The organism is Mesorhizobium yinganensis, from assembly GCF_040081985.1.
Lineage (GTDB): Bacteria > Pseudomonadota > Alphaproteobacteria > Rhizobiales > Rhizobiaceae > Kumtagia > Kumtagia yinganensis.
In genome coordinates, this window is record NZ_JBEBMH010000023.1 from 51,611 (window position 1) to 67,823 (window position 16,213).

General features: G+C 63.1%; 18 protein-coding genes. 5 read left to right on the forward strand and 13 right to left on the reverse strand.

Annotation, left to right across the window (positions count from 1 at the left end):
• The first annotated feature begins 3 nt into the window (after positions 1-3).
• The gene (locus ABMA59_RS28245) at positions 4-261 is read left to right on the forward strand and encodes a type II toxin-antitoxin system Phd/YefM family antitoxin (protein WP_349008712.1); all 258 of its coding nucleotides are present in this window, start codon (positions 4-6) and stop codon (positions 259-261) included.
• Positions 262-663, forward strand: a complete 402-nt coding sequence (locus tag ABMA59_RS28250; protein ID WP_349008713.1) for a type II toxin-antitoxin system VapC family toxin — start codon at positions 262-264, stop codon at positions 661-663.
• 29 nt (positions 664-692) lie between these two features.
• Here the strand turns inward: ABMA59_RS28250 and ABMA59_RS28255 are convergent, their stop codons facing one another.
• From ABMA59_RS28255 to ABMA59_RS28280, 6 genes are all read right to left on the reverse strand, one after another.
• Positions 693-1,592, reverse strand: coding sequence for a DMT family transporter (locus ABMA59_RS28255; protein WP_349008714.1), 900 nt, complete (start codon positions 1,590-1,592; stop codon positions 693-695).
• A 38-nt stretch (positions 1,593-1,630) separates the two neighbouring features.
• Positions 1,631-2,680: an L-idonate 5-dehydrogenase gene (locus tag ABMA59_RS28260; protein WP_349008715.1), complete on the reverse strand. Its 1,050-nt coding sequence runs from the start codon at positions 2,678-2,680 to the stop codon at positions 1,631-1,633.
• Entirely contained in the window at positions 2,677-4,083 is a 1,407-nt protein-coding gene (locus ABMA59_RS28265; protein WP_349008716.1) for a TRAP transporter large permease, read from the reverse strand. The genes ABMA59_RS28260 and ABMA59_RS28265 overlap by 4 nt, the downstream gene beginning before the upstream one ends.
• Before the next feature lie 3 nt (positions 4,084-4,086).
• On the reverse strand, positions 4,087-4,662 hold the full coding sequence (locus ABMA59_RS28270) for a TRAP transporter small permease (protein ID WP_349008717.1): 576 nt from the start codon (positions 4,660-4,662) through the stop codon (positions 4,087-4,089).
• A gap of 105 nt (positions 4,663-4,767) precedes the next feature.
• On the reverse strand, positions 4,768-5,742 hold the full coding sequence (locus ABMA59_RS28275; RefSeq protein WP_349008718.1) for a sialic acid TRAP transporter substrate-binding protein SiaP: 975 nt from the start codon (positions 5,740-5,742) through the stop codon (positions 4,768-4,770).
• 40 nt (positions 5,743-5,782) lie between these two features.
• Positions 5,783-6,526: a FadR/GntR family transcriptional regulator gene (locus ABMA59_RS28280; protein ID WP_349008719.1), complete on the reverse strand. Its 744-nt coding sequence runs from the start codon at positions 6,524-6,526 to the stop codon at positions 5,783-5,785.
• 230 nt (positions 6,527-6,756) lie between these two features.
• Between ABMA59_RS28280 and ABMA59_RS28285 the strand changes: the two genes are divergently transcribed.
• Together ABMA59_RS28285 and ABMA59_RS28290 are read left to right on the forward strand one after the other, a co-directional pair.
• Positions 6,757-7,038, forward strand: coding sequence for a type II toxin-antitoxin system ParD family antitoxin (locus ABMA59_RS28285; protein ID WP_349008720.1), 282 nt, complete (start codon positions 6,757-6,759; stop codon positions 7,036-7,038).
• The gene (locus ABMA59_RS28290; RefSeq protein ID WP_349008721.1) at positions 7,035-7,250 is read left to right on the forward strand and encodes a type II toxin-antitoxin system RelE/ParE family toxin; all 216 of its coding nucleotides are present in this window, start codon (positions 7,035-7,037) and stop codon (positions 7,248-7,250) included. The genes ABMA59_RS28285 and ABMA59_RS28290 overlap by 4 nt, the downstream gene beginning before the upstream one ends.
• Before the next feature lie 199 nt (positions 7,251-7,449).
• On the opposite strand, the gene ABMA59_RS28295 is transcribed toward ABMA59_RS28290, so the two are convergent.
• The 6 genes from ABMA59_RS28295 to ABMA59_RS28320 all read right to left on the reverse strand — a co-directional run bounded on the left by ABMA59_RS28295 (position 7,450) and on the right by ABMA59_RS28320 (position 14,194).
• Positions 7,450-8,670, reverse strand: a complete 1,221-nt coding sequence (locus ABMA59_RS28295) for an adenylate/guanylate cyclase domain-containing protein (RefSeq protein WP_349008722.1) — start codon at positions 8,668-8,670, stop codon at positions 7,450-7,452.
• 100 nt (positions 8,671-8,770) lie between these two features.
• Positions 8,771-9,841 carry an ABC transporter ATP-binding protein gene (locus ABMA59_RS28300; protein WP_349008723.1) on the reverse strand — a complete coding sequence of 357 codons (1,071 nt, stop codon included), beginning with the start codon at positions 9,839-9,841 and terminating at the stop codon, positions 8,771-8,773.
• 17 nt (positions 9,842-9,858) lie between these two features.
• Positions 9,859-10,650 (reverse strand): ABC transporter permease, encoded by a 792-nt coding sequence (locus ABMA59_RS28305; RefSeq protein WP_349008724.1) that lies wholly within the window; start codon positions 10,648-10,650, stop codon positions 9,859-9,861.
• Positions 10,647-11,492 carry an ABC transporter permease gene (locus tag ABMA59_RS28310; protein ID WP_425475997.1) on the reverse strand — a complete coding sequence of 282 codons (846 nt, stop codon included), beginning with the start codon at positions 11,490-11,492 and terminating at the stop codon, positions 10,647-10,649. The genes ABMA59_RS28305 and ABMA59_RS28310 overlap by 4 nt, the downstream gene beginning before the upstream one ends.
• 124 nt (positions 11,493-11,616) lie before the next feature.
• A complete protein-coding gene (locus tag ABMA59_RS28315; RefSeq protein ID WP_349008726.1) occupies positions 11,617-12,723 on the reverse strand; it encodes an ABC transporter substrate-binding protein in 1,107 nt (368 codons plus the stop codon).
• Between the two features lie 298 nt (positions 12,724-13,021).
• On the reverse strand, positions 13,022-14,194 hold the full coding sequence (locus tag ABMA59_RS28320; RefSeq protein ID WP_349008727.1) for an iron-containing alcohol dehydrogenase: 1,173 nt from the start codon (positions 14,192-14,194) through the stop codon (positions 13,022-13,024).
• Positions 14,195-14,255: 61 nt separating this feature from the next.
• Here ABMA59_RS28320 and ABMA59_RS28325 point away from each other — a divergent pair, with 61 nt between their 5' ends.
• A complete protein-coding gene (locus tag ABMA59_RS28325; protein WP_349008728.1) occupies positions 14,256-14,708 on the forward strand; it encodes a hypothetical protein in 453 nt (150 codons plus the stop codon).
• Between the two features lie 56 nt (positions 14,709-14,764).
• Here ABMA59_RS28325 and ABMA59_RS28330 read toward each other — a convergent pair whose 3' ends face one another.
• The gene (locus tag ABMA59_RS28330) at positions 14,765-16,150 is read right to left on the reverse strand and encodes an aldehyde dehydrogenase family protein (RefSeq protein WP_349008757.1); all 1,386 of its coding nucleotides are present in this window, start codon (positions 16,148-16,150) and stop codon (positions 14,765-14,767) included.
• Positions 16,151-16,213: the final 63 nt, after the last annotated feature.

The following is a 16,213-nucleotide window of genomic DNA, read 5'->3' on the forward strand; positions in this document are numbered from 1 at the left end:
AATATGAACTGGCATCTGCAGGACGCGAAGAACAATTTCTCAAAAGTGGTCCACAAGGCGCGCACGGAAGGACCGCAGACCGTGACGTTGCGCGGGGAGCCCGCGGTCATGGTGATCGCCATAGACGAGTACAAGCGGTTGCTGGAGCAACGGCCTTCCCTGGCCGAATTCCTGCTGACGGGACCTGCATGGGACGACGAATTTGTCGAGGACGTCAACCGCCGCAACAAGTCCGGCCCTCGGGATGTCGATCTCGACTAGATGTTTCTGCTTGATACCAATGTCGTATCGGCAGCGCGCAAGAATGAGCCGGCCGTCGTCAGGTGGCTCGTGGCGCATGAGCACGACGGCCTGTGGCTGAGTGTCATCACGCTCGGCGAAATAGCGAGCGGCGTACACAAGAAGCGGCGACGCGATCCTGTCGCTGCCCGCCATCTCGAGCGATGGCTCGAGAGTCTGCGGCAACGGTATCGTGACCGAATACTGGACGTCGACGATCAGATTGCGGCGGAATGGGGCCGTATCAACGCAATACGCACGCGCGGCTCGGCGGACGGATTGATTGCCGCGACGGCCGTCATCCACCACCTGACAGTGGTGACGCGCAACGTCGCCGATTTCCACGACACAGGCGTCACTATCCACAATCCGTGGCAGGTCTGAAGCGGCGTTCAATCCGGTCGAACGTTGCTCTAAGGGTCCACGATATCCGCGTTGCCGCGCTTCAACTGATGCTCGCGGAAGAAGATGAACAGCCCCGACGCCACGATGATCGTCGCGCCAATCATCATGTTGAGGCGAGGCACATCGGAAAACACCAGCCAGCCGAACAGGATGGCCCAGAAAAGCTGCGTGTACTGAAATGGCACCACGGTGGCCGCGTCTGCAAGCTTCAGCGCGCGGTTGATGCAGACATGCGCGCCCATCGCCACCACGCCCAGTAGGGCCAGCAGCAGGAAATCGCGGAGGTCCGGCGTCACCCAGCCGAACGGCGCGGTGGCCAACCCCACCACCGCGGCGCCGATCATCTGCCAGAACACGAGCGTGACATCAGGGGTGCCGCGCAATATGCGGCTGGAAATCAGCATGAAGGTAAAGGCCAGGCTGCCGAGGATCGAGATGATCGCCGCCGGCGTCAGCGTAGCCGAGGAGGGCTCCAGGGCGATCAGCACGCCGCAGAAACCGAGGAAGATCGCGGTCCAGCGTCGCCAGCCGACCTTTTCGCCGAGCAGGAAAGGCGACAACGCCGCCACATAGATCGGCGCCGCCAGCCAGTAGGTCATGGCGTCGGCGAGCGGCAGGTAGATCACGGCGAAATAGAAGGCATAGACCTCGCCGGAAGCCAGCAGCACGCGCAGCGCCTGCATGCCCGGCCGCTCGACCTTGAACAGCGGCGTCAATCCGCCTCGCCACAAGAAAGGCGCCAGTACCAGAATCGCCGCGCCGCTGCGGATCAAAAGCAGCTGGCCGACCGAATAGGTCGACACCAGCCATTTGCCGACAGTGTCGTTCAGCGTGAACAGCAGCGCGCCCAAAAGCATCAGCACGATGCCAAGCCGCGCCGCTGCGTTGCCGGTAGGGGAAAAATTCAAGGTTAGATGTTCCGTCCCACACCGACGACGGACACCAGTCAGTCCGCCGTCAGCACGACCTTTACGCTGCGGCTGCGGTCGAGCGCCAGCCGGAAAGCGTCTGGCGCATCACGTAGAGGCCGTCTGGCCGTGACCAGTTTTTCCACATCGACCGCTCCCGAGACGATGAGGTCCACGGCGCGCGAAAACTCGTCGCCGAACCGGAAGGTGCCCCTGACATCGAGCTCCTTGGCCATCATTGCGTTGGCCGGCGCCGGCACGTCGCCACCGGGCAGATTACCGACCAGCACCACCGTGCCGCCGCGACGTACGGAGCGGACCGCCGAGCCAAGCCCGGCCGGCGTGCCGGAAATCTCGAATGCGGCGTCGACCGGGTCACCGGCCACCACCTCTTCCAGCGGGCCGGTCCCGCCGCTGATGTCGACGACACGATCGGCGCCGAGCGTCTCGGCGAAGGCGAGTGGCGCGGCGGCTATGTCGATCATGGTGATCCTGCCGGCGCCCGCCAGCCGCGCGGCCAGCATGACCAGCAGGCCGATCGGCCCGGCACCGAACAGCGCCACGTGCCGGCCCACAATGTCCCCGGCGCGCGCAACTGCATGGAGGCCAACCGCCAGCGGCTCCGCAAGCGCTGCGGAAGACAGGGCAAGGTCTTTCGGCACCTTCACGCATTGCGCCGGCACCGCATCGAAAAGACTGGCAAAGCCGCCTTGCATATGCGGCGTCCTCGATGCCGAACCCATGAAATAGATGTTTTCGCAAAGGTTAGGCCGTCCCTCGCGGCAGCGCGCGCAATGCCGGCACCAGCGCGAGGGATTGACGGCGACATGGTCGCCGACGACAAGGCCCGGCGCATCGCCGGCGATCTCGACGATCTCGCCTGCCACCTCGTGCCCGAGCACAAGCGGCGAGGTCACGACGAAATCGCCAGTGCGCGCATGCCGGAAATAATGCATGTCAGACCCGCATATGCCGCCTGCCCCGAGCCTTACCCGCACCATGCCTGGCGAAAGCGGACCGATGTCCCGGTCGACGACGCGCAGATCCTCCGGACCGAACAGCGTTGCGGCGATGGCGACAGTGTTCATCGGATCAGCCCCATCTGTTGCGGCAGCCAAAGCGTGATGTCGGGCACGAAGGTGATGAGCAGCAGCGCCACCAGCAACGGCACCAGCCAGGGCAGGATCGCCATGGTGGTGCGCTCGACCGAGAGTTTCGCCACCCGCGACAGCACGAACAGCACCATGCCGAGCGGGGGATGCAGCAGGCCGATCATCAAATTCAGCGTCATGATCAGCCCGAAATGCACCGGATCGACGCCATATTTCGCCGCCACCGGCAGCAGGATCGGCACCAATATGGTGATCGCCGCGATGGTGTCGAGGAAGCAGCCGACGATCAGCATCAGGATGTTGACCAGGATCAGGAACACCCATTTGTTGTCGGTCAGCGTCAGCATGAAATCGGAGAAGAGCTGCGCGAACTGGCTGACCGTCAGCAGCCAGGCGAAGATCGAGGCGGCGGTGACGATGAACAACACCGAGGCCGTGGTCTCGATCGTGTCGAAGCTCGCCTTGGCAAGCGCCCGCGCCGTCATCGTGCGGTAGCGCACCAGGCCGAGGAACAGCGACCAGATGACGGCTGCCATCGCTGCCTCTGTCGGCGTGAACCAGCCCATGGTCATGCCGCCGATCAGGATGACCGGGGTCATCAGCGCCATGACGGCGGAGAAGTCGAAGTACCAGTCGAGCGCCACCAGGGCCACCAGCGCGGCCAGCACGGCTACGTTGATCGACACGCCGGCCAGCATCAGCAGGTAGACCGAGATCGGGAACAGCGCGACGACGGCCACTTCCAGGCTGGCTTCGCTGAGCCGCTTGAACGAGAACGGAGTGTCCGAACCCCAGCCGCGCCGGTAGGCGAACACAGCCACGGTGATCATCATCAGCACCGTCATGACCACGCCGGGCAGGATGCCGGCCATGAACAGCGCGCCGATCGAGACATTGGCCATCATGCCGTAGATGACGAAGGGCAGCGATGGCGGGAAGATCGGCCCCAGCGTGGCGGAGGCAGCGGTGACACCAACGGCCGCGTCGACCGGATAGCCGTGATCCTTCATCGCCTTGATCTCGATGGTGCCGATGCCGGCGGCATCCGCCAGCGCGGTTCCGGACATGCCGGAAAAGATCACCGAGCCGATGATGTTGACCTGCGCCAGTCCGCCTTTCATCCAGCCGACCAATGCCAGGGCAAACGTATAGATGCGGCCGGTGACGCCGGCGATGTTCATCAGATTGCCGGCGAGGATGAAAAACGGCACGGCGAGCAAAGGAAAGCTTTCAACGCCAGCGATCATGCGCTGCGCTGCGATGAGGTCCGGCGCGACGCCGTAGAGCAGAAGATAGGCGACGGACGCCACGGCCATGGAGACCGCCACCGGCACGCCGAGGATCATCAGGACAAGGAAACCGCCAACGAGAAGCAGCATCGGTCAAACCCCGGGAGCGTCGAATTCGCCCGGGCGCTCCAGGACGGAGTAGCCGCGGCGGTAGTTAGCGATGGCGACCTGGACGGAGCGCACGAACATCAGCAGGAAACCGGCGAAGACCAGCCAGAAGAACCAGCTTCTGGGCAGGTTGACTGTGGTCATGCGCTCATGGGAGACGATTCGCACATAGCGCCACATCAGCCACACCGCGTAGCCGAAGAAGACGACGCGGATGGCATCGACGGTGAGTGCAAGAGCGCGGCCGACGCGCGGCGACAGATAGTGATAGAGCACGTCGACATGGATGTGCCGCGTCGTGCGCACACACATCGCAGCACCCAGGAACACCACCACGATCAGCGCATTGATGGCGATCTCTTCGGTCCAGGCCAGGCTGTTGTTTAGCGCGTAGCGGGTGAAGAATTGCAGGAAGACGCAGACCACCATGCCCCAGAACACGGCAAGCGTGACCCAGTCCTCGAAACCGTGGTGGGACAGGTCGATGGGCGCCGCCTCCTCTTCGAAGGCATGGGCAAGCTCTTCGGCGGTAACCTGTGTATGATGCTCTTTTTGGCTCATCGCGACCTCGCCAGGGCGGGAAAATCCCCTCATCCGGCTGCCGCGAGGCAGCCGGATCGATGCGTCGTGCCGCAGACCTCACGGCCACGGCGGTGGAAGCGGTGGCTATTGGACCGCCTGGATGGCGTCCCAATCGGCCTTCTCGTAGCCGAATTCCTCGAACGTCACCTTCTCGGCGACGTTCTTCTTGAAGTCTTCCTTGTCGACTTCGGTCACCGTCAGGCCGCGGTCCTTGAACACCTGCACGAGTTCTTTCTCGCGCGCCACGATCTTGTCGGTGGTGCGCTTGGCGGCTTCCTGCAGGACTTCGGTGAAGATCGCCTTGTCCTCGTCGGAAAGGCTCGCCCAGCGCGACTGCGAGATGATGGTGTTGAGATGGTCGACGATATGGCCGGTCAGCACGATGTTCTTCTGGACTTCGTAGAACTTCTTCGCCTCGATCGTGGTCAGCGGGTTCTCCTGCGCCTCGACCGTGCCGTTCTGCAGCGCCAGGTAAACCTCGGCGAAGGCGATCGGCGCGGTGTTGGCGCCGCAGGCGCGCGGCATGGCGAGATAGGCCGGCACGTCCGGCACGCGCATCTTCAGCCCAGCCATGTCGGCGCATTTGGCGATCGGACGGTTGGACGTCGTCTGGCGGGTGCCGTAGTAGCTGGTCGCGGTGATGTGGTGGCCGGTTTTCTCCTCATAGGCGGCCGCCAGTTCCTTGTATTTGTCGCTCTTGGTGTAGGCGATCAGATGGTCGGCGTCGCGGAAGGTGAAGGGGTAATAGGTGACCCCCATGCGCGGCAGTTCCTTGGCGGCGAAGCTGGAGCCCGAAATGATGATGTCGACGGTGCCCAGCGTCAGGCCCTGGTTGATGTCGGCTTCCTTGCCGAGTTGCGAGGCTGGATAGACCTCGATCTTGTAGCGGCCATTGGTGCGCTTGGCGATCTCCTCGCCGGCCCACACCGATTCGGTGTGGAAGGGCTCGGATGTCTCATAAACATGCGCCCATTTCAGCGTTTCCTGCGCCAGCGCCGCGGAAGCCGAAAGGGCAAGCGCGGCCATCGCGCCGAGTGTTGCTGCAAGACGAAATTTCATTCTCTTCCTCCCGAAGTTGATTACCCGAATTGCCGGCCGATCAATGGGCGTGGCCGGATACCGCCTTCCTCTCCTCCGCCGGCGCAACCGCCGACATTTCCCGAAAACTCACCGAGAACCGATCCTGCGATTTTCGCAGATGGTCCTGCATCGCCCTTTTTGCCGCTTTCGGATCACGCGCCGCAATCGCGTCGCGCACCAGCCGATGCTCCTCCTGCGCGGCATTCCACGTGGTCGGATCCTCAAAGTAACTCGAAAGCCGCTCGAAATACGGATTCATGCGCTGATCGAACAGATCGCCGATCACCCGCACTAGGACTGCATTGCCGAGCGTCGAGGCCACGGCCGTGTGGAACGCGCGGTCCAGCGTCAGGGTGGCGTGGTTGGGATGCGCCTTGCCTTCCATCTGAACTAGGATGTCGTCCATCGCGGCGATATCGGCCGCCGTCGCGAGCAACGCCGCCTCCTCTGCCACGGCCCCCTCGACGAATTCGCGCGCCCTGAGAAGTTCGAACGGCCCCTCGTCGGTGGTCGGATTGGCCGGCAGGCGCGACGGCTCAGTGACGTAGATGCCGGAGCCGACACGGATACGCACCCGGCCTTCGACCTCCAGCGCGATCAGCGCCTCGCGGACGGTGGGACGCGAAATCCCCATGCGTTCCGCAAGCTCGCGCTCCGGCGGCAGGCGGTCGCCGACAGCGAACTCGCCGCTGTCGAAAAGCTGGCGTAGCTGCTCGGCGACCTGCCGGTAGAGCCGGCGCGGTACGATTGTCTCGATCGGCATGGAAGCCGTGTCCTCCGATGTCAGACCCGGCTCCTCTCCGGTAAATTGGTCTGACCGATTGACCAAAGTTGTAGGAGGACGCGAAACAAGTCAAGCCGAATCATGCGAACCGATACCAAGGTAGAAGAGGGCATTCCTCCCGAGCCCAGGGTTTCGCCGCTCGCCGGGTCTGACTTGCAGAGCGTTTATCCGGTATGATAATTTCATACCGCCCCTTCCAGGAGGAACGAATGTCCGCCACCGAAAAACGCACCTTCAGCCTCCCCGCCGAACAGGCGGCCTTCATAGATCGGCTGGTCGAATCCGGGACCTATGCAACCAGCAGCGAAGTAATCCGCGCCGGCCTCCGCGCGCTACAGCAGCGCGACGCCGCCGTGGAGCGTTGGCTGCGCGAGGAGGTAGTGCCGACCTATGACGAAGTCAAAGCCCACCCAGAGAGGCTAATCTCGGGAGAACAATTGCTCGAGAATTTGCGCAAGCTCCGCGATGGCCGGCTAAAGAGACAAGCGTGAAGCGGCGGATCGTTCACTACTCGCTCCGCGCCAATCGGGATTTCGAAAGTATCTTTGGCATCGTCGCCGACGCCACAGGTGTCAGTCGGGCCTTTGGTTATGTTCAACGCATCCGGACATTCTGCGAACGTCTCGACTACGGCTCGGAGCGCGGCACTCCCCGCGACGAATTGCGCCGGGGCTTCGTGTCATCGGGTTCGAGCGCCGGATAACGGTGGCCTTCATAGTCGAGCCAGAGCGCGTGGTGATCTTGCGCGTATTCTACGGCGGCGTGACCTGGGAGGAAGAGTTTGGCGACGAGGACGGTGCCTGACTCGTCCCACCAATACAATCTTGCCCGGAAACCACAATGTGACGTTGGCCGGATCTCGACAGCGGCTGACTACAGCAGGGCCGCCGTCCGGCCATCACCTATCCCGCCACCAACTCCGGATCGAGCGTAAACAGTTCCTGTGCCCGTCCGACGCCGCGTAGCGCATAGCGGCCGACCGAGACCAATTTCGCGCGCTCCTGTTCGGGTAGCGTCGCATGGAAATCGGTCGAGAACAGCACCCGCCGATCGACCGAACCGCACATGGAAGCGATGCGGCTGACCTCGTTGACGGCCCTGCCGACCACGGTGAAATCCAGCCGCTCGGCGCTGCCTATATTGCCGTAGAACACGTCGCCTATATGCAGGCCGAGATAGACGTCGGCCACCGGCACGCCCTCGGCCATCCGCCGCTCATGCAGTTCGGTCAGGCGCAGCCGCATGTCGGCCTCGGCGCGCAGCGCGGCCGTCGCCGCGTCGGCCGGCTCCCTCCCGCCAAAGATCGCCAGAATGCCGTCGCCGATCAGCTTCAGCACGTCGCCGCCCGCCGCATGGATCGCCGAGATGACTACATCCGCATGATCGTTCAGGAACGGGATGATCTGCCCGGATTCCATCGCCTCCGAATGGGTGGTGAAGCTCTTGAGATCGGAAAACCAAAGCACCGCGTTGATCTTGTCGACCTGACCGCGGCTGATCCTGCCCTTCAGCACGCGCTGCCCGGGGTCGCGGCCGAGATAGGCCTCCACCAGGGCCTGTGACACACGCACCAGCGACGACGCCTTGATTGCAAGCCCGAGCAGCGGAGTCAGATAACGCAGCGCCTCGATCTCGGAATCGGTGAAGCCGCCCGGCCGCGCCGTGGTCCAGCGCGAACCCAGATTGTCCATTTCGCCCAGCACCGCGTCCGGAGCGAACATGTGAACCGTCGCAAAATAGTCGGTCTGGCCTGCGACGCGCAGTTCCTCGACCGCCGAGAAACCCGCCGTGTCTCCGGCGTGAAGGCGGCAGCGCAACTCGCCGCCGCCCTTCTGCAAGAGATGGTAGAAAGGACTGGTGTACCAGTCTCCCAGGCGGGACGTGTCGTCGTTGCGGCGGAATTCCAGCAGCGGTGGCTCGTCCGGGTCGTCCTCGCGCCACCGAAAGCCGCGTCCTTCATAGATCGGGTGCAGTGTATCGATGATGACGATGGCCCGGCCGAGCGCGAGGCCGGCCGCTTGGCATCGCCGGCAGAAGTCGTGAAGCAGCGAGACCTCTTCGCCGCCCTCAAGCCCCCTGGCGGCAAGCCAGGCGGCAATTTCATCGACATCACGCTTGTCCATCGCCGCACTCTGCACAGGGATGCGAGACGGCGCAAGCCGGGCCTATCGCCGAAGCGAATCCTGCGTGATCCAGTTGCGTCCGCGTCGCCGGCGCAGTCCCTCAGTGCAGCACGAGCACGTCGTTGGACGAAAAACTGATCTCGGTCTTGTCGCCGACCGCGGGCGGCGGCGTGCTGGAATTGTTGAAGGTGTCGAGCGACACGACGCTGCTGCCGAGCCCCACCCGCACGCGGATCACCGAGCCCAGGAAATGCACCTCGGCGATCTGGCCCTGCAGCTTGGCGTCGTGCCCGGCCTTCGGCCCCAGAGCGATCGCTTCCGGCCGCAGCGCCAGCGAAAGTTGGTCGCCGGTCTTGGAGCCGTTGAGCTTGCCCTTCAGTGACAGGTTCTGCGAATTGATCCGCACCGAGCCGGCCCCCGCATCGGTGACGGTGCCTTCCAGCACATTCAGCGTGCCGACAAAATTGGCGACGAATTTTGTCGCCGGGCGGTTGTAGATCTCGAACGGCGTGCCGACTTGCTCGGCCCTGCCGCCATACATCACCGCGATGCGGTCGGAGATCGAAAGTGCTTCTTCCTGGTCATGCGTCACGAAGATCGTGGTGATGCCGAGCTTCTGCTGGATCGACCGGATTTCCTCGCGCAGCGACACGCGCACCTTGGCATCGAGTGCCGAAAGCGGCTCGTCGAGCAACAGCAGTTTCGGCTTCGGTGCCAGCGCGCGGGCTAGCGCCACGCGCTGCTGCTGGCCGCCGGAGAGCTGGTAGGGATAGCGGTCGCCGAACTGGTCGATAGGCAGCTTGATGATGCCGAGCATTTCGGCGACGCGCTTGTCGGCGTCGGGCTTCGGCATTCCGGCGACCTTGAGGCCGAAGGCGACGTTCTGCGCCACGGTCAGGTTGGGGAACAGCGCATAGGCCTGGAACACCATGCCGACATTGCGCTGGTTCGGCTTCAGCCGCGTGACGTCCTTGCCCCCGACGACGACCTTGCCCGCCGTCGGCTCCTCGAAGCCGGCGACCATGCGCAGCACGGTGGTCTTGCCGCAGCCCGACGGGCCGAGGAAGGAGACGAATTCGCCCGGTGCGGCATCGAGGTTGAAGTCCTGCACGACGGTGGTCGGGCCGAAGGATTTTCGAACTTGCTGGATGCTGAGGAAGGGGTCGGCCATGGACGTGGACTTTCAAGTCAGCGGGTTTGGTTCGACGATTTCGGCGCGTAGCGCGACAGCAACTGGATCAGCGACATGCACCCCCAGGTGATGGCGAAGGCGATGATGGCGAGGGCTGCCGGTTCATAGGCCCGGTTGGCGCCGATGTTCTGCAGATACGGACCGAAGGCTGGACGGTTGAGCAGGCTGGCCATGGTGAATTCGCCAATCACGATGGCGAAGGTCAGGAAGGCGCCCGACAACACGGCGATCAGGACATTCGGCATGATGACCCGCGCGATGATGGTTGCCCAGCCCGCGCCAAGAATCTGCGCGGCCTCAGTCAGGGTTCTGACGTCGATGGTCCTGAGGCCCGTATCCACCGCCCGGTACATATAGGGCAGCGCCAGCGTCGCATAACCGATGACCAGCAGCACGTTGGTGCTCCAGGTGCTAGCCAGGAAGGGCAGCGGCGAATTCGAGCCGTACATGCGGATGTAACCGAAGACGATGACGATTGCCGGGATGACGAGCGGCAAAAGCGTGATGAACTCGACGATCGGCCTGAGATGCGGCAGGCGCAGCCTGATCCAGTAGGCGGCTGGGACGACGATCAGGATGCCGAGCAGGATGGTGAAAATCGCCGCGACCACCGAAAAGGTGAAGGACTGCTGGAAGCGGGCATCGCCGAACACCACGGCGTATGCATCGAAGGAATAGACGCCGCGCCGCATGCGCAGCGAGAATTCCAGCGTCGCGATCAGCGGAATGAAGAAATAGGCCGCGCCGACGCCGAAAGTGAGCCAGGCCCAGAATTTTCCGGTCTTCATTTCAGCCACCGTTCACTGCGGGTCCGGAACCAGATGTAGAACACATTCGCGAGGCCGGTGATGAAGATCATGCCGAAAGCGATCGCGTAGCCGAGATGCGCATTGTGCAGCACGTCGCCGCGGATCTGCGCATAGAGCAGGATCGGCACGATGTTCAGCGACGACCCGGTCAGCGCGTAAGCAGTAGCGATGGCGCCGAAGGCATTGGCGAACAGGAGGATCACCGTGCCGAGAAAACTCGGCCATAGCACTGGAATGACCACATTGCGCCAATATTGCCACTGCGTGGCGCCAAGCGTCGCGGCGGCCTCGCCCCACTCTTTCTTGATGCCGTCGATGGCCGGCACGATGATCACCACCATCAGCGGAATCTGGAAATAAAGATAGGTGATCGTCAGGCCCCAGAACGACAGGATGTTGAAGCCGTGGGCGTAGATGTTGATGCCGAAAACGGTGTTGAGCAGCACCGTCGCGAGGCCGAGCCGGCCGAGCGTGGCCAGGAAGGCGAAAGCCAGCGGAATGCCGGCAAAATTCGAGGCGACGCCGGAGAAAGTCAGGGTCGCTGAGCGTATCCAGTTGGGCAGCCCGCCGCGCACGATGGCGATGGCGATGGCCAGCCCGATCAGCGCACCGAGGACGGACGATGCGAAGCTGACCTTGATCGAGATCCAGTAGGCCGCGCGGATGTTGGGCTGGAACAGCGCAGCGATGTTTTCCAGCGTGAACTCGCCCGCGACATTCTGGAACGCACCGACCATCAGGTAGAGCGTCGGCAGGATCAGGAACATGATGGCGAAGATGAAGAACGGCGCGACGCCGATCCAGTGCGTCGGCAGGCGCATGCGGCGCGCTTCCGCCGGCGGCGCCCTGCCTGCCGCGGTCTGGGAAAGGCTGATGTCCGTCATATGCCGACCGTCCGATGAAGAGAACCGGGCGGCTGCATAGCCGCCCGGTCGATTTCAGACCTTACTGGACGTTGGCGCCGACCACCGAGTCCCAGTTCTTGCTGATCGCTTCCTTGGAAGCCTTCTGCTCGTCGAGGGTCGGGAACGCGGCGGCCTCATAGGCGGCCGCCGGCGGCAGCTTGTCGAGCAGCGCCTGCGGAATCTTGCCGTTCTTGGCCAGATCGTTGAAGCGGATCGGGTGGCAATAGCCGGCAAGCCAGCCGAGCTGGCCCTCGTCCGAATAGAGATACTCCATCCACAGCTTGGCGGCGTTCGGATGCGGAGCGAAGGCGCTGATCGCCTGGACGTAGACGCCCGCGACGACGCCGGTCTTCGGCACGATGACGTCGACCGGCGGATTGCCGTTCAGCGTGTCGCGGCCCGCGAGCGCATTGTAGTCCCAGGTGATCAGGATCGGGGTCTGGCCCTGCGCCAGCGTGGCGGCCTTGCCGATAACCGGCACGAAGTTGCCCTTGGCGTTGAGTTCCTTGAAGAACTCGAGGCCGGCGGTGCCGGCGGCTTCGCCGGCGGCGGCGCCCTTCGACAGGCCGGCGGCGTAGACTCCCTGGATGGCTTGGTTGGAGGCGCGCGGGTCACCGGCCAGAGCGACGGAATTGGCGAATTCCGGCTTCAGCAGGTCGGCCCAGTCAGCCGGCGATTCCTTGACGATGTCCTTGTTCACCTGGAACGAGAGAACGCCGTAATAGTCGCCGTACCAATGGCCTTCCGCATCCTTGGCGCTGTCCGGGATCGAATCCCAGGTCGACACCTTGTAGGGCATCAACAGGCCTTCGGCCTTGGCCGACGGGCCGAAGGACAGGCCGACGTCGATGACGTCAGGCGCCTGCGGGCCCTTATTGTCCTTGTTCGCCTTGATCGCCTCGATCTCGTCGCCCGAGCCGGCGTCGGGGTTGAGTTCGTTGATGGTGATCTCGGGATACTTCTTCTTGAAGCCGTCGATGACCGCGCCGTAGCCGCACCAGTCGTGCGGCAGCGCTATCGTGGTCAGTTGCCCCTCAGCCTTTGCGGCCGTCTCGAGCGCGGCCAAATCCTGCGCCGAGACGATCGCCGTCGTCACCATCAGCGACGCGGCGGTAAGGGAAAGGATCTTTCCCGTGAACCTGAGCATTTGTTCTCTCCGTTGAGTTGACGCCGTTCGACGCCCCTGTTGCGGTTATTCTTGTCGTATGACAGTCGGATGAAACCAGACTGTCCAACCCCCTGAGGCGTCAAAAGTTAACTACTTTTGGATTGCCGTAGCAATCGTTGCCATGTTGTTTTTCCGGCTAAGCAAGATCCTCCCTTTGTTATCCTTACCGCCAGTCCATGGCCGGCGGGCGTTTCACACCGGCGCCACCCAGGAAATGGGCAGGACCTGACCGGGAAGACTTCTCCGGCCGGCTCCCCTCCATCTCCCAGGCTGGCCCTCAAACCTTGCCGGCGACGGAAGCCTCAAGAATGGCGAGCGCCGCCTCCTTGGTCAGCGGCACCGGGTTCGTCCCCGTGCTCGGATCGGCCACCGCCGACACAGCGATGAAGTCCTTGCGCTCGGCATCCATGTCGAGGCCCTTGATCAGATCCGGCAGCGTGTGCGGCACCTTGAGGTCGGCGCGCAGCTTGAGGATCGCCTTGGCAAAACCGTCGAACCCGCCCTCGATGCCGAGATAGGCAGCGAGCCGGGCGATGCGCTCCTCCACCGCTGGCCGGTTGAAGGCCAGCACATACGGCATGAACACGCCGTTGGTCATGCCGTGATGTGTATCGTAGAGCGCGCCGATCGGATGCGACAGCGAATGGATGGCGCCCAACCCCTTCTGGAACGCGGTAGCGCCCATGGCGGCCGCCGCCATCATATGCGCCCGCGCTGTCAGGTCCTTGCCGTCGGCAGCAGCCTTCGGCAGGTTTTCCAGCACGAGGCGGATGCCTTCCAGTGCGATGCCGTCGGCCATCGGATGATAGCCCGGCGCGCAATAAGCCTCCAGGCAGTGCGCCAGTGCGTCCATGCCGGTGCCGACCGTGATGAAGGCCGGCATGCCGGTAGTCAGTTCCGGGTCGGCAATGACGATTGCCGGCAAAAGTTTCGGGTGGAAGATGATCTTCTTGGTATGCGTCTTCTCGTCGGTCAGCACGCCGGCGCGGCCAACCTCGGAGCCCGTTCCGGCGGTCGTCGGCACCGCGATGATCGGCGCAATCGCATCCGAGTTGGCGCGTGTCCACCAGTCGCCGATATCCTCGAAGTCCCACACCGGCCGCGTCTGTCCGGCCTGGAAAGCGATCAGCTTGCCGAGGTCGAGCCCCGAGCCTCCGCCAAAAGCAATAACGCCGTCGTGTTTTCCTTGCTTGAAGGCGGCGATGCCGGCCGTGAGATTGGCCTCCACCGGGTTCGGCTTGACGTCCGAAAACACCGCGTAAGGCACCTTCGCATCATCGAGGATCTTCAGCGTGCTCGCCACCACCGGCAGCTTCGCCAGCCCCGGATCGGTGACGAAGAGCGGGTTTTTGATGCCGGTCGCGGCCAGCGCCTCCGGCAGTTCGGAGATGCGCCCGGCGCCGAAGCGGACGGTGGTTGGATAGTTCCATTTGGAGACGAGTTTGGACATTGGAGTGCACTTTCTATAGGCAAGACTGAAGAGACAGTATTGGTTGGGAGTTCGCTGCCGGATGTCTGATTTGAACGACGTTTGTGGTTGGTCGGAACTGGTGGACTGGTTTGGCTTCGAACCGGATTTTCATGACGCTGAGGTCGTGCGAATCGAGTTTCGTCGCACCCCTCATCCAACGAGCATCAGCGTCCATACGTGGCGCATCACGCCGGAGGTCAACGACGCCGGCTACTACGTCCTTGATCGCCACGCGACGGTCATCTTCCATCTCAGCGGTGCGGTGGTTGCCAAACAATTCCAGCATTGGAACCATCAAAACGTTCTCTGGGGCATCAGCATAGATCGCGAACCGTCAACCCAAGGCTCAAGTTCGCGATACATACTCCATCTCGATTCCACGTTTGGCCTCGAAGCTATCTTTGCAGCGGACCAGATCGTCATCGAACTTGTTCCCGGCGACGCTGGCACGGTCGAAGGTACTCCCTACCGTTCCGGGCCACGCCCAGCTTAGGAACAGACGTGAATGTCACTTCCGCCACGGCATCGGGTAATGCGATTACGTCGCCACTAAACCTCTCTGAGGTGAAAGCTCTTCGGCCTCGTCAGATTGTCATAGCCGATGGCCGACAGCGCTGCGCCCTTGCCGGTGTCCTTGACGCCGGTCCACACCAGCGCCGGGTCCAGATAGTCGCAACGGTTCATGAACACCGTGCCGGTCTCGACGCGGTCGCCGATCGCCGCCGCGTGGTCGGTGTCGCGGGTCCAGATCGAGGCGGTCAGGCCGTAGGGGCTATCGTTCATCAGCGCGATGGCTTCCTCGTCGTTGCGCACCTTCATGATGCCGACGATCGGCCCAAAGCTCTCTTCGCGCATCACCGACATCTGGTGGTCGACATTGGTCAGCACTTCCGGCGCCAGGTACGGCGAGCCGGCCACGTCCTTGTCGACCTTCATGTTGATATGCGCGACAGCACCCTTGCGCAGCGCCTCGGCTTTCTGCTCGCGGATCAGGTCGGCGAAGCGCGCCTGCGCCATCGGGCCTAGAGTGGTGGAAGCATCGAGCGGATTGCCGACCACATAGTTCTTGGTCTCGGCGATGTAGCCCTCGACGAACTCGTCATAGACTTTTTCGTGCACGTAGACGCGCTCGATGCCGCAGCAGCATTGCCCGGAATTGTAGAAGGCGCCGTCGACCAGGTTCGCCACCGCGTGGTCGAGTTTTGCATCGGGCAGCACATAGGCCGGGTCCTTGCCGCCAAGCTCGAGCCCAAGCGTCATAAAGGTGCCGGCCGCGGCCTTTTCGATGGCGCGGCCGCCGGCGACCGAACCGGTGAAATTGACATGGTCGATCTTGCCGGACCCGAGCAGCCTTTCCGTCTGCGTGTGGTTCAGCACGACATTCTGGAACACATTTTTGGGCAGCCCAGCCGCCTCGAAGGCTTTCGCGAACCGCTCGCCAACCAGCAGCGTCTGCGCCGCATGCTTCAGGATCACGGTCGAACCGGCAATCAGCGCCGGCACGATGGTGTTGACCGCCGTCAGATACGGATAATTCCACGGCGCGATCACCATCACCACGCCCAGCGGGTCTTTTTTCACATAACGGCGAAAGCCCTCCTTCGGGTTCAACGCCATCACCGGAGCAAGCGCCTTCTCGGCGATCTCGACCATATAGCCGACGCGTTCCTTCACCCCGCCGAACTCGCCTCCGTAGCGTGTCGGCCGCCCCATCTGCCAGGCCAGTTCGGGCACGATCTCGTCGCTCATCGCGACCAGCGCCTCTAGCATCGCGAGCATGTACTTGCAGCGCTCGGCGATCGAGGTTTTCGCCCAGTCGGCCTGCGCCGCCTTCGCCCGCTCGACGACGGCGCTCACCTGCGCGTCGGTGGCAACCGGTCGCTCCGCATAGATCGAGCCGTCGATGGGGGATTTGAGTTTGATGGTTTCCAAGATCGGCGTCTCCGCTGTGATGTTGATCGCCTCTAGCCGACGTCATTGCGTCTCGGCCAGAGTCGT

What these genes read in the sequence shown, in the direction of transcription:
- ABMA59_RS28245 (WP_349008712.1), top strand. Translation starts at nt 4, where the DNA reads ATGAACTGGCATCTGCAGGACGCGAAGAACAATTTCTCAAAAGTGGTC.
- ABMA59_RS28275 (WP_349008718.1), bottom strand. Translation starts at nt 5,742, where the DNA reads ATGAAATTTCGTCTTGCAGCAACACTCGGCGCGATGGCCGCGCTTGCC.
- ABMA59_RS28270 (WP_349008717.1), bottom strand. Translation starts at nt 4,662, where the DNA reads ATGAGCCAAAAAGAGCATCATACACAGGTTACCGCCGAAGAGCTTGCC.
- ABMA59_RS28265 (WP_349008716.1), bottom strand. Translation starts at nt 4,083, where the DNA reads ATGCTGCTTCTCGTTGGCGGTTTCCTTGTCCTGATGATCCTCGGCGTG.
- ABMA59_RS28280 (WP_349008719.1), bottom strand. Translation starts at nt 6,526, where the DNA reads ATGCCGATCGAGACAATCGTACCGCGCCGGCTCTACCGGCAGGTCGCC.
- ABMA59_RS28305 (WP_349008724.1), bottom strand. Translation starts at nt 10,650, where the DNA reads ATGAAGACCGGAAAATTCTGGGCCTGGCTCACTTTCGGCGTCGGCGCG.
- ABMA59_RS28320 (WP_349008727.1), bottom strand. Translation starts at nt 14,194, where the DNA reads ATGTCCAAACTCGTCTCCAAATGGAACTATCCAACCACCGTCCGCTTC.
- ABMA59_RS28310 (WP_425475997.1), bottom strand. Translation starts at nt 11,492, where the DNA reads ATGCGCCTGCCGACGCACTGGATCGGCGTCGCGCCGTTCTTCATCTTC.
- ABMA59_RS28260 (WP_349008715.1), bottom strand. Translation starts at nt 2,680, where the DNA reads ATGAACACTGTCGCCATCGCCGCAACGCTGTTCGGTCCGGAGGATCTG.
- ABMA59_RS28285 (WP_349008720.1), top strand. Translation starts at nt 6,757, where the DNA reads ATGTCCGCCACCGAAAAACGCACCTTCAGCCTCCCCGCCGAACAGGCG.
- ABMA59_RS28300 (WP_349008723.1), bottom strand. Translation starts at nt 9,841, where the DNA reads ATGGCCGACCCCTTCCTCAGCATCCAGCAAGTTCGAAAATCCTTCGGC.
- ABMA59_RS28295 (WP_349008722.1), bottom strand. Translation starts at nt 8,670, where the DNA reads ATGGACAAGCGTGATGTCGATGAAATTGCCGCCTGGCTTGCCGCCAGG.
- ABMA59_RS28315 (WP_349008726.1), bottom strand. Translation starts at nt 12,723, where the DNA reads ATGCTCAGGTTCACGGGAAAGATCCTTTCCCTTACCGCCGCGTCGCTG.
- ABMA59_RS28325 (WP_349008728.1), top strand. Translation starts at nt 14,256, where the DNA reads ATGTCTGATTTGAACGACGTTTGTGGTTGGTCGGAACTGGTGGACTGG.
- ABMA59_RS28250 (WP_349008713.1), top strand. Translation starts at nt 262, where the DNA reads ATGTTTCTGCTTGATACCAATGTCGTATCGGCAGCGCGCAAGAATGAG.